The sequence below is a fragment of the Mycobacterium sp. IDUB_36 genome, from assembly GCF_055419225.1.
In genome coordinates, this window is record NZ_JBVAXH010000001.1 from 2,147,189 (window position 1) to 2,159,395 (window position 12,207).

The following is a 12,207-nucleotide window of genomic DNA, read 5'->3' on the forward strand; positions in this document are numbered from 1 at the left end:
TCGCATCGCCTCGGAGGGTGGACACGTGGGTAGAGCGATTCGGATGGGTTGGTGCGCGGCAACGGTCGCCGCACTGACCCTGGTGGGCTCGGCCGCCCCGGGCATGGCCGCGATCGCGCCCCCGGACCCTGCCGAGGCCGTCGCCTCGATCCAGCCGGCCGCCGGTGCGGTGGTCGGCGTCGCGCACCCGGTGATCGTCACGTTCAGCGGCCCGGTCGCCGACCGCGCGGCGGCCGAGCGGGCGGTCAAAGTATCTGCGCCACAGCACATGACCGGCCACTTCGAGTGGCCCGAATCGAACGTCGTCGTGTGGAAGCCGGCCGGCTACTGGCCGGCGCACAGCCACGTCGGCGTTCGGGTGCACGCCCTGTCGACAGGTTTCGAGACGGGTGACGAGGTGGTCGGCACGGCCAGCATTTCCGCGCACACCTTCACGATCACCCAGAACGGCGAGGTGTTGCGAACCATGCCGGCATCGATGGGCAAGCCCGCCCGCCCGACGCCGATCGGCGATTTCTCCGCGCTGTCGAAAGAGCGCTCGGTCGTGATGGATTCACGCACCATCGGCATCCCGCTCGAATCGTCGGACGGCTACAAGATCACCGCGCAATACGCCGTCCGAGTCACCTGGGGCGGTGTCTACGTGCACTCGGCTCCGTGGTCGGTGGACTCGCAGGGCTACGCGAATGTCAGCCACGGCTGCATCAACCTCAGCCCCGACAACGCCGCGTGGTACTTCGACATGGTTCATCTCGGCGACCCGATCAACGTGGTGGCCTGACCCGGTCTGACCGCACGGAATACATCCAGGTGGGGCCGAGTTGGCGCCTGCATGACATCTTCACCAGCGCGCGCGGTCCGGTTCGACAGCTACGGCGGCACCGACGTCCTGTACGTCACCGACATCGACCGACCTGTCCCCGGCGCCGGTGAGGTGCTCGTCGAAGTTCGGGCGGCGGGCATCAATCCCGGCGAGGCCGGCATTCGCACCGGCGCGCTGCACGAACAATTCCCGACGACCTTTCCCTCTGGCGAAGGCAGCGACCTGGCCGGTGTCGTCATCGAAACCGGCGACGGGGTAAGCGATTTCGCCGTCGGCGACGAGGTGCTCGGGTTCAGCTTCCAGCGGTCGAGCCACGCCACCCACACCAGCGTGCCGACCGGCCAGCTCATCCACAAGCCGGCGGAGCTGAGTTGGGAGGTGGCCGGCTCGCTGTACGTCGTCGGCGCGACGGCGTACGCGGCGGTTCGCGCGGTGGCGCCGCAGCGCGGTGAGACGGTGGCGGTCTCCGCAGCCGCCGGCGGCGTCGGAAGCATCGCCGTGCAACTCCTCACGCGGCGCGGCGTGCGGGTGCTGGGCATCGCGTCGTCAGGCAACGCGGAGTGGCTGCGGGCGCACGGCGTAGAACCGGTCGAATACGGCGACGGGTTGGCCGACCGGTTGCGGCAGGCCGCCCCGGACGGGGTTGATGCCTTCATCGATCTGTTCGGTCCGCACTATGTCGAGCTGGCCGTCGAGCTCGGTGTGCCGCGCGAGCGGATCAACTCGATCATCGCCTTTGCCAAGGCCGCCGAAGTCGGCGCCAAGACCGAAGGCAGCGCGGAGGCGTCCACCCCGGCCGTACTGCAGGAGATAGCCGATCTGGTTGTCGCCGGCGACGTGGAGTTCGACGTTGCTGCGACCTATCCGCTCGACCGGGTTGTCGACGCCTTCACCGAACTCGAGCGGCGGCACACCCACGGCAAGATCGTGCTGTTGCCGCAGTCAACCGAATGAGGGAAGTGTCCGCCAACGTTCTTTAAAGCCTAGGCTGGGCGCATGGCTACTACATTGCAACAACCCCGAGTCGCCGACACCCTGCACCGGATGTACGCCGAGGCGCAGGAACAGATGTCGACGCTTCGCGAGCGCGGCCCCAACCTGTCCGCTTCCGCGACGGTCAAGGAACGCGCGGACGCGATGAGCGAGTTCTACATCCCCGTCACGCCGGAATCCGGCCGTCTGCTGTACTCGCTGGTTCGGGCGACCAAACCGGCTACCGTCGTGGAATTCGGTACGTCGTTTGGCATTTCGGCAATGCATCTGGCTGCGGCGGTGCGCGACAACGGCTCCGGCCGGGTGGTGACCACCGAGATCAGCGAAACCAAGATCGCCGCCGCCAAGCAGACATTCGCCGACACCGGCCTGGACGATCTGATCACCGTGCTGGAGGGCGATGCCCTGTCCACCCTGGCCGAACTGGACGGCCCGGTCGACTTCGTCCTGCTCGACGGGTGGAAAGAGCTGTACCTGCCGGTGATCGAGCTGCTGGAGCCGAAGTTGTCATCCGGTGCGCTGGTCATCGCCGACAACACCGAAAGCCCCGACACCCGGACCTACCTCGACTACGTGCATGGCAGCGAAAGTGGTTACGTGAGTTTCAATTTCGCCGTCCGCGACAACGACAGCATGGAGCTCAGCTGCTACGCCGCCGGTTAGATCGTGGTCCTCAGCGCGGCTTGAGCGACTGTTCGACCCAGGGTGTCAGCCACTGCACCCCCTCCTCGGTGAGGTGCACACCGTCGCTGCGGACGTGAATGCCGTCGACGTCAGCCGTGTACGCCCCGTCCGGACACAGCTTCTTCTTCAGATCGAGGATGCGTACGTCGGGGCGATTGCCGACGGTCTTGCCCAGCATGGTGTTCCACTCGTCCACCCGCTGCGGCTGATCCTCGGGATAGAGGCTGCCGTCCGGGCGTTCACCGCGCCTGCTGTACGGCAGGTTCGCGACGGTCAGAGGCGCCCCGCTGAAGCTGAGAATGTCGATCGCACGCCGCAATTCGGTGCTGATGTAGGAGTCGAAGGCCGGATCGCCGATGTGGGTCCAGCGCCCCTCGTTGACCCGGTCCACGGTCTCCCAGCGGCCGATGACCAGCAGCACGGCGTCGGGCTGGTCGACGGCGATCTGCGACGTCCAACGGCCGGGCCACGATTCGCATTCACCCTTCTGGTCCAGGGTCTGGCCCAGGTAGCTGTACGGGCCGCCGCGCACCAGGCTGCAGCCGATCACGGTGTGGTCGACGAACTGAAAGCCCGGCGTCGGCGGCAGGAAGTGCATCATCGTCCAGCCGATCGAGTCGCCGAACACCGAGACGGTGAACGGACGTCGCGGGTCTCGCTTGGTGATCGCCCGGGCGGGCCGTACGCCTTCCGGAGTCGACGGCGACACGACGGCAACCGGTGACACACCGGGCGGAAGGCTGGCGTCGAGGGCGCTGACCCCGGGTTTGTGAACCACCGGGACCACGAGCAACGTCACCGCCGCTGCGGTCGCGGCGGTGGCGCCGGCCAGCGGCAGCAGCGGCACCCGGGCCGGCCGCCAGGCGCGGACGGGCTGCTCGATCACCCACCACGACACCACCGACACCGCCAGCGTGGCAGCACAGCGGAGCGCGAACAGCGACAACCCGTGCCACCCGGTCCGCTGCCCGTTGAGCACCAGGAAAACCGGCCAGTGCCACAGGTAGATGCCGTAGGAGATGCTGCCCAGCCAGGCCAGCGGACCCCACGCCAGCGCGGTCGCGACCGGTCCGCGCTGATCCAGCGCCACCGGCGCGATCACCAGCACTGCCGCGACGGCGACCGCGATCAGCAGCCCGTAGCGGAACTCCTGCGCGTTGCCGGTGGCGTAGTGCACGGCGAACCCGAGCAGACCCAGGCCGATCACCGGAAGCGTCCTGGCGATCCACTTCCCGGTGCGGGAGCGAATCAGCGACCACCCGCGGTTCAGTGCCGGCCAGTCCCCGACCAGCAGTGCCGAAGCCGCCGCGCCGACCAGCAGCGCCTGGGCTCGGGTGTCGGTGCCGAAGTACACCCGGTCGCGGGTCGAGTCGGAGGCAAGCAGGATGGCGGTCGCCGCCGACCCCAGCGCCCCGATGGTGGCCAGTACGAACACTGTCAGGCGGACCGCTCCGACGGTGGCGCGCGTCGTGCGGCGCCGGGCGCGGACCGACAGCCCCACGGCCACCGCGACCAGGATCAGCGGCCAGACGATGTAGTACTGCTCTTCGACACCGAGCGACCAGGCGTGTTGCAGCGGCGACGGCGGAGATCCCTGCGCGAAGTAACCGGTCTTGTCCGCGACGAACATCCAGTTCGCCACCCAGAAGAAGGCGGCGACGGCGTCGTTGCGCAGGCTGGCGATCGCTTCGGGCGCGAACAGTTGGCGCCCGACGGCCACCGTCAGCACCATCAGGACCAGCGCGGGCAGCAGCCGGCGGGCGCGGCGAATCCAGAAATTGACCAGGTCGATGCGTCCCGTCCGGCCCAGTTCGTCCAGCAGCAGCGATGTGATCAGAAAACCGCTGAGCACGAAGAACACGTCGACGCCCAGGAATCCGCCGGCCATTCCGGGGATGCCGCCGTGGTCGGCGAGCACCAGTCCGACGGCCACCGCGCGCAGCCCATCCAGCGCGCGGATACCCGGGCGGCGTTCGGGCGCACCGCCGCTCGCCTTCCGCGAGGGGCGGCTGACCGGCGGCGGGGCGACCCAGCGGGGCCGCCGAGCAGAATGAACCGGCACGGGGTACGCCCCGGCCGGTTCTGTGTTCACCTCTCCAGCGCGTCGACCGGTGTCCTGGTCGGCGGCTTTTTTGGCGCCGATATTCGGGTGCCCCTCCCTGCTCGATGCAGGCGCCAGTTTAGGTGTGAGAAGAGCGCATCAGCGGCAGACACGGCGCGGCGAGCGTTCGAAATATGCTGCCGCGCGCCAACTCCGCGTTACGCCGAGTCCTGCGCTGCCCCGGTGCTGAGCCCGAGTTCGTCGAGCACCGCATCGGTGTCGGCGCCCAGTTGCGGGGCCGGGCCGGCCACCCGCCCAGCCGTCCGGGAGAACCAGGTGGGCACGCCGGGAAAGCGCACCTTCCCGTGCTCGGTGTCGACCGTCTCGAAGAAGCCGACCGCGTTGAGGTGCGGGTCGTCGAACAACTGAGCGGGAGTCTGCAGCGGGGCGGCGGGGATCTGCAGCTCGCGGAACAGTTCGAGCCACTCGTCGGTGGTCCGCTCCAAGAGCGTCTCGGCGATCAGCGCGTAGACGGCGTCGATCTGCTTCGCCCGCTGCTCGAGGGTGGCGTAGAGGTCGCCGGCCCATGGCGGGTTCACGGCCTCGACGAAGGCCGACCAGTGCCGGTCGTTGTAGATCAGGGCGGCGATGAAGCCGTCCTTGGTGGGGTACGGCTTGCGGTTCGGTGCGACGGTCCGCGGATAGATCGCGGGACCCAACGGGGGGTCGAACATGGCACCGTTGGCATGCTCGACCAACATGAACGATGCCATGGTTTCGAACATGGCGACTTCAACTTCTTGACCTTCGCCGGTTCGTTCGCGGTGGAACAGCGCCATCGTGGTGGCATACAGCGCGGTCAGGCCCGCAACTTTGTCCGCGATGATGGTGCCGACATAGTTGGCTTCGCCGGTCAGTAGTTCCTGCACGGCCGGTAGTCCGGACTCGGCCTGGATGGTGTCGTCGTAGGCGGGCCGATCGCGGCTCGGTCCACGCCGGCCGTAGCCGTAGCAGTTGGTGTAGACGATCGACGGGTTGATCGCGGCCACCTCGTCGTAACCGAACCCCAGTCGCGCAATCGCTTTGGCGCGCATCGAGTGGATGAACACGTCGGCGGTTTCGATCAGTGCACGCAGCGATGCCTTGCCGGCCTCCGAGCGCAGGTCCAGCACGACGCTGCGCTTGCCGCGGTTGACGTTGGCGAACACGGCACTCATGCCGGTGGCCGGGCCGACCGAGACGTAGCGGGTGTCGTCACCGGCCGGCGACTCGACCTTGATCACGTCGGCGCCCATGTCCGCCATGATCTGGGTGCAGTACGGACCCATCACCATCGCGGTCAGGTCGACCACCCGGACCCCGGCCAGCGGGCCGGAATGTCCGGTACGACCGGATTCAACGCCGTTGCGCATCACCGACTCCTTCCCGCTCGACCCGAGCGAAGCTGTAGCGCAGATGTTCGGCATGACCATTCGGGACGACCGGAAAGATCAAGGGTGCGTTGAGGTCTCGGATGGCGTCCAGGTTCTCGCCGACGTCTTCGATGGACCAGGACGAGCGATACACCCCTACCGATTCGGCGACCGCGGCCCGCGCAACCCGGCCCGCGACCGCGACCAGCATCTCGCCGGTGACCGAACAGGACTCATGGGCCAGCCAGCCGACCACCGGCGCCACCTGCTCCGGGCACATCGGCGGATAGGCCGAGGTGTCGAGCCCTTCAGCCATCCTGGTGACCGCCGACGGGACGATGACATTGCATGTCACATTGTCGGCAGCGCCTTCGAGCGCCGCGACATTGGCCAACCCGATCACACCGGCCTTGGCCACCGCGTAGTTGGCGACGTCGTGGTTGCCGTAGAGCCCGCCGATCGACGACGTCAGCACGATGCGTCCGTAGCCGGCATTGCGCATCACCGGAAAAGCCGGGCGCACAACGTGAAACGCGCCGCGGAGGTGGACGTCGAGGACGGCGTCGAAATCGTCGTCACTCATGTCGGCGAGCGCCGCCCGCCGGACGGTCCCGGCATTGTGGATCAGTACATCGATGCGACCGTAGTGGTCCAGCGCCCGCTGGATGATCGCCCGGCCGCCGTCCGCGGTCGCGACGGACTCGGTGCAGGCGACGGCCTGCCCTCCGGCGGCGGCGATTTCGCGTACCACGTCGTCGGCCGGGCCGGTGTCCGCGCCGTCTCCGGTCAGGCTCGCACCGGTGTCATTGACGACCACCTTGGCTCCCCGCGAGGCCAGCAGCAACGCGTACGAACGGCCGAGTCCCCGGCCGGCGCCGGTGATGACGGCGACCCGATCGTCGAACCTCAGCTCGCTCATTCGTGCCCTAGGACGAGCCCGTCCAGATCGCCCTTCGCCCGCCACTGCGCCAGCAGGTCGCCGAACGCGTAGAAGCCCGGCCCGTATGGCTGGCCGAGGTGAGACCGGATACCTTCGCCCCCACCGCCGCCTTCGTTGTTGTAATAGCCTGGCGTGCACTGGGAGTCGAATGCGGAGTTGTCGATCGCATTCTCGTCGATGGTCGTGCACCAGTCATCCTGGGCGCGCTGGGTGGGCTCGACGGTACTGGCGCCCCGCTTGATCGCCTCGGCGACGATATAGGCGATGTGCTCGCCCTGCAGTTCGTAGTTGGCCGCGATGTTCGCCGAGATCCCCACCTGGGTGAACCCGGTGAAGAACTGGTTGGGAAAGCCACGGCTGGTCATGCCGTGCAGGGTCTGGTAACCGTCGGCCCAGTAGTCGAACAGGGTCAGCTCGTCGCGGCCCTCGATGGCGTCGATCGAATACCGGCGGCTCATCTCGGTGGTGATCTCGAACCCGCTGGCGTAGATGATGCAGTCGACGTCGTATTCGATGTCGTTGGCCACGAGTCCCGTTGCGGTGGCCCGTTGTACGCCCTTGGTCGCCGAGACGTCGACCAGCGTGACGTTGGGCCGGTTGAAGGTCTGCAGGTAGTCGTCGTTGGAGCATGGCCGCTTGCACAGGAATCGGTAATACGGTTTGAGGCCCTCCGCGATGTCGTCGTCGGCGATGATGCTGTCGACGCGGCGTCGCAGCCGCTCCATGATTTTGTAGTCCTCTTCCTCGCGGATCGCCATGAACTGGTCGGGGCTCAGCGAAGCCGGGTCGTCGAGCGCGAGAACCCGTGCCGCGGTGTTGCGGCCGAGCTCGGTCCAGAAGTCGCAGACCAGGTCCGGCTGTCCCGGTGCCATACCCTCGAACGTCCACGAGTGGAAGTTGCGTTGCCGTTCCTTCTGCCAGCCGGGTTGCAGCGTCTTCACCCACTCCGGATCGGTCGGGGTGTTGTTGCGGACGTCGACGGTCGATGGGGTGCGCTGAAAGACATAGAGGTGCTTGGCATGTCGCGCGATGAACGGCGTCACCTGGATGCCGGTGGCGCCGGTGCCCACCAGGGCGACGGTCTTGTCCGCGAGCTTGTCCAGCCCGCCCGTGCTGTCGCCGCCGGTGTAGGCGTAGTCCCAGCGGGACGTGTGGAAGCTGTGCCCGGTGAAGTCCTTGATGCCGGGGATACCGGGCAGCTTCGGCCGGTGGAACGGCCCGGATGCCATCACCACGAAGCGGGCCCGGATGTCGTCGTCGCGATCGGTGCTGATCCGCCACCGCTTGATCGTGCCGTCCCACCGCAAGTCGCGGACCTGGGTGGAGAAGATCGCGCCGTCGTAGAGTCCGAAGTGTTTGCCGATGTTCCGGCAATGCTGGAAGATCTCCGCGCCGTCGGCGAACTTCTTGCTCGGCATGAAGTCGAGCTCTTCGAGTAACGGTATATAGCAATAGGATTCGTTGTCGCATTGAATACCGGGGTAGCGATTCCAGTACCAGACCCCGCCGAAGTCGCCGGCGAGTTCGATGATCCGGACGTCGTCGACACCGGCCTTCTTCAGGTGCGCCCCAGCGAGCAGTCCGGCGAAGCCGCCGCCGATCACCGCGACATCGATGTCCTCGTCGATCGGGTCGCGTACCAGAGGAGGTGAGTGCGGGTCGGTCTCGTAGTATCCGGCGAAGTCGTCTTCGAGCTCCACGTATTGCTTGGAACCCTCGGAGCGAAGCCGCTTTTCGCGCTCGAACGCATACTTCTCGCGCAGCGCTGCGATGTCGACGTCGTCGGGTGTGTCAGTCGGCTGTGGGCAGTCCGTCATATGTTGCCGCTCTTCCTCGTCGCCGGGCTAGGCCAGCGCGTTCTCCGGCAGCGCCGCGGGGTGCAGGGGGGCGGCCATCTTCTGCACGTGCGGCAGCACCTCCCTGGCGAACAGCTTGGTGCTTGCGATCGCCTCCTCGTTGGGCATGGTGCCGAATTGCGGGACGATGGTGAGCTCCTGGAACGAGCAGGCTTCCTGCGCGGCCTGGATCCGGCTGAAGATCTCCTCCGGTGTTCCGATCAGCAGGTTGGAGGCATGGTAGCCCGGCGTCTTCGGCTTGCCCTTGGCTTGAGCTTCAGCCGCGGTCACCTCGGAGGCCAGCACCGCCGTCGCGGTGGCTTCACGCGAGGCGTAGGCCTCGTATCCCTTGACGCCCTTGAAGTTCGACGCGTCGGCGAATCCGTAGTGCACGGTGACATCGCGGTTGGCCGTCCAGATCCACTCCTCGGTCTTGGCGGCGTCGGCGGCGTCGGGTGTGCAGTACATGAACATGACGTTCTTCGGTTGGCAGGGCGCGAACCCTTCCTCCTGGCGGAAGGTGTTGACCTTCTGGACTTCCCGGCCGGCGTCTTCGATCGGCTTGTTGCCGACGAACAGCGGGATCATGCCGCGCCGGGCCAGGATCTCCATCGACTCCGCCGTCGAGGACGAGCTGTAGATCCGGGAGAACAGGTCGCTGCTCAGCGGCTCCGGGCGCAGCGACATCTCCGGGACCTTGAAGATCTCGCCGTCGTAGGAGAAGCGCTTGCCGGAAAAAGCCAGCTCCAGGATGTCAAGGGTTTCGTTGAACCGCTGCCGGCTCTCCTCGCGCGGCACGCCAACGGCGTCGAATTCACTTTTCGACACCCCGCGGCCGATGCCGATGGTGGTGTATCGGCCCTTGGAAATGATGTCGAGGTAGGCGATTTGGTGTGCCAGCCGAATCGGGTGCCACCACGGCGCCACCGCCACGAAAGTACCCAGACTGACCCGCTCGGTGCGTCCGGCGAAATAGCTCAACGTCTGAATGGGGTTGGGCGTCATGCCGTACGGGGTGCCGCAGTGCTCCGGCATCCAGATGCCGTCGAACCCGAGCGGCTCTGCCAGGTCGGCGATTTCGAGCGTGCCCTGCACACACTCCCAGTCCGGGACGGCGGGCGGCCGGCTGAAATCGCCGGCCAGCACGCGGTCGTCCCAGTCCTGCGAGTTGTGGGTTCCGAATCCGAGGTTGACTTTCATCACTGCTCCTTTGTGACGTCCCGCGGCGCACCGGTGCCCATGTATTCGGCAAGGTTGCGGTGCAGGTTTGCGGTGCTGCGTTCCATGTAGGGGTTGGGCTTGGTTCCGGTGAAGCCGAGCGATTTCATGCCTTGCTGTACAGCGGCCATGTTCGAGAAGTCCTGCGGGAAGACGGTGCGCCAGCCGGGATCGTCGGCCTCCAGGTGCTCCCACTCCGTCTGCGGCTCTTGACCTTCCGGGAAGAGCTCGTAGCACGCCGCCTCGAAGATGCAGCTGTTCGGGTCGTAGCCGTTGGGGCGCGCGCTGTAGCACAGGGCGGTCGTCAGACCCTGGCCGATCTGGAAGTTCGGGAAGATCTGCCAGGCGGTGCCGCTCTTGGCCAGGTGTTCGGGATCGATGGTCGGCCAGATCACCCCGCGGGCGGCGTCGTCGCCGCGCGCCGCGGCCAGCCAGTGCCCGAGCACTTTGTCGGGCGGGGTGCCCTCGGGCAATTCGTTGGCCAGCCGCTTCGCAGCCTCGACCAGCGTCCGGGTGGTGGTCGCGTTGGTCTCTTCCAGGGTGTAAATCTGCATCTCCGCCGTCGAGATCCGCGGATCCCCGGTCCCGAGACGGATTTTCGACTTGGTCTCGGAGAGATCTTTGGGCGCGTCGTAACCGATGTTGCTGTGCTTGCCCTGCGCCTTCGCCCACCCGCGGAACGTGCCGAATTTGTTGAACTGCGGATGGGTGGTGGCTACGTGGTAGGTCTCGTTGAACGCCTCGATCGCGACCTTCCAATTGCACTGGAAGGTCAGCCATTTCCGCCATTTCACCCGCATGTTCTGCAAGCCGAACGGGTCGAGCATGGTGGCGGCCGGTTCGAGATAGTCGCGCAGCGGCTCACAGTTCGGATCGAGGTTGACGAAGATCCAGCCGCCCCAGGTGTCGACGCGCACCGGGGCCAGGTGGGTGTTCTGCGGGGTCAGCGATTCCTGCCAGTCCTGCTGCTCCGGAATGTGAGTGCAGGCACCGTCCAAGCCGTAGGTCCAGCCGTGAAATCCGCACACGAACGACTTCTTGTGTCCGCAGGCGCTTTTCGCATCCGCGGCGACGTCGATGAGTTTGCGACCGCGATGGACGCACACATTGTGGTGCGCCGTCAGAGTGTCCGGACCGGTGCGGACCACGATCACGGAGTCGTCGAGGATGTCGTAGGTCAGGAAGCTGCCGGTCTTCGGCAGGTCCTCGACCCGGCCGACCTGTTGCCATACCCTGCGCCAGAGCTTGTCCCGCTCGGCCCGGGCGTAGTTCTCGGACAGGTACGCCTCGACCCCGATCGTCACCGGCTCCGAAAGCAACTCCGGCGCTTCGACTTTCATGTCGGTCATTCCATGCTCCTGATCGCCGCTCGGAAGGAGTCGTCCTTGAGGAAGAGCGAGGTGTTGTCGGCGTCGAGGTGCGTCCATTTCAGATCCAGCCCGCCGTCCACCAACAGAGTCTGGCCGGTGATGTAGCTGGACAGATCCGACAACAGGAACAGGATCGCGCCGGCGATCTCCTCGGGGCGGCCGCGTCGGCCCATTGCGATGGCCCGGTGATCACGATCGGCGTCGTCGTCGACGTAGGTGAGCGAGGCCGGGGTCGCGGTGACGCCGGGGGCTACCGCGTTCACCCGGATCTCGTCGACCGCGAGCTCGACGGCCATGGTGCGGGTCATCGCGGCAATCGCCGCCTTGGCGGTGCCGTAGGCGATGTGGAACGGCGCGGTGTTCATGCCGCTGATCGAGGAGATCGACACGATCGACCCACGGCGGTCGGCGGCCTTCAGCGCGGCGGCAACCGCCTGGCTCATGAAGAACGCCGTCTCGAGGTTCTGCGCGAACAAGTCGCGCCAGTCGGTGCGGGACACCCGGGTCGACGGCATCCAGGTCTGCGGCCCGGCCCCGCCCGCGACGTTGACCAGCCCGTGCAATTCACCGTCGGCGTCCGCGGCCTTCTCCATGGCCTCGGCCACCCCGTCCTCGGTGGACACGTCGGCAGCCACCGGAATGATCGGCAGGCCGCGCTCGACCAGCGGAGAGACATGGGTGTCGAGGTTGTCCTTGCCCCGGCTGACCGCGATCACGGTCGCGCCCGCTTCGGCCACCATGCGAGCCACGGTAGTCCCGATGCCGCCACCGGCCGCGCCGGCGACAACGACCACGCGACCACCAAGCCCAAGCAGGTTATCGCCCACTTTTGTCCGGACAAAACATTGAGATGTGCATAATTGAGAATATGATTCTCTGCAAATGGCTGAC

At 66.7% G+C, this 12,207-nt stretch carries 10 protein-coding genes; 3 read left to right on the plus strand and 7 right to left on the minus strand.

Going from position 1 to position 12,207, the window contains the following annotated elements:
• Window positions 1-43: 43 nt before the first annotated feature.
• From ACZYW1_RS10505 to ACZYW1_RS10515, 3 genes are read left to right on the plus strand one after another with little or no spacing between them, the layout of a single operon-like run.
• Window positions 44-781 (plus strand): L,D-transpeptidase, encoded by a 738-nt coding sequence (locus tag ACZYW1_RS10505; protein ID WP_463787787.1) that lies wholly within the window; start codon window positions 44-46, stop codon window positions 779-781.
• Window positions 782-832: 51 nt separating this feature from the next.
• Entirely contained in the window at window positions 833-1,777 is a 945-nt protein-coding gene (locus ACZYW1_RS10510) for an NADP-dependent oxidoreductase (RefSeq protein WP_463785526.1), read from the plus strand.
• Window positions 1,778-1,819: 42 nt separating this feature from the next.
• Window positions 1,820-2,479 carry an O-methyltransferase gene (locus ACZYW1_RS10515; protein WP_463785528.1) on the plus strand — a complete coding sequence of 220 codons (660 nt, stop codon included), beginning with the start codon at window positions 1,820-1,822 and terminating at the stop codon, window positions 2,477-2,479.
• 10 nt (window positions 2,480-2,489) lie between these two features.
• Here ACZYW1_RS10515 and ACZYW1_RS10520 read toward each other — a convergent pair whose 3' ends face one another.
• The 7 genes from ACZYW1_RS10520 to ACZYW1_RS10550 all read right to left on the minus strand — a co-directional run bounded on the left by ACZYW1_RS10520 (window position 2,490) and on the right by ACZYW1_RS10550 (window position 12,143).
• Window positions 2,490-4,562 (minus strand): acyltransferase family protein, encoded by a 2,073-nt coding sequence (locus tag ACZYW1_RS10520; protein WP_463785530.1) that lies wholly within the window; start codon window positions 4,560-4,562, stop codon window positions 2,490-2,492.
• 197 nt (window positions 4,563-4,759) lie between these two features.
• Window positions 4,760-5,953 (minus strand): CaiB/BaiF CoA transferase family protein, encoded by a 1,194-nt coding sequence (locus tag ACZYW1_RS10525; RefSeq protein WP_463785531.1) that lies wholly within the window; start codon window positions 5,951-5,953, stop codon window positions 4,760-4,762.
• Window positions 5,937-6,872, minus strand: a complete 936-nt coding sequence (locus tag ACZYW1_RS10530; RefSeq protein ID WP_463785533.1) for an SDR family NAD(P)-dependent oxidoreductase — start codon at window positions 6,870-6,872, stop codon at window positions 5,937-5,939. The genes ACZYW1_RS10525 and ACZYW1_RS10530 overlap by 17 nt, the downstream gene beginning before the upstream one ends.
• The gene (locus tag ACZYW1_RS10535; protein ID WP_463785535.1) at window positions 6,869-8,710 is read right to left on the minus strand and encodes a flavin-containing monooxygenase; all 1,842 of its coding nucleotides are present in this window, start codon (window positions 8,708-8,710) and stop codon (window positions 6,869-6,871) included. The genes ACZYW1_RS10530 and ACZYW1_RS10535 overlap by 4 nt, the downstream gene beginning before the upstream one ends.
• Before the next feature lie 27 nt (window positions 8,711-8,737).
• Window positions 8,738-9,928, minus strand: a complete 1,191-nt coding sequence (locus tag ACZYW1_RS10540; protein WP_463785537.1) for an LLM class flavin-dependent oxidoreductase — start codon at window positions 9,926-9,928, stop codon at window positions 8,738-8,740.
• Window positions 9,928-11,295 (minus strand): aromatic ring-hydroxylating oxygenase subunit alpha, encoded by a 1,368-nt coding sequence (locus tag ACZYW1_RS10545; protein ID WP_463785538.1) that lies wholly within the window; start codon window positions 11,293-11,295, stop codon window positions 9,928-9,930. Before ACZYW1_RS10545 ends, ACZYW1_RS10540 begins: the two co-directional genes overlap by 1 nt.
• The gene (locus tag ACZYW1_RS10550) at window positions 11,292-12,143 is read right to left on the minus strand and encodes an SDR family NAD(P)-dependent oxidoreductase (protein WP_463785540.1); all 852 of its coding nucleotides are present in this window, start codon (window positions 12,141-12,143) and stop codon (window positions 11,292-11,294) included. Before ACZYW1_RS10550 ends, ACZYW1_RS10545 begins: the two co-directional genes overlap by 4 nt.
• Window positions 12,144-12,207: the final 64 nt, after the last annotated feature.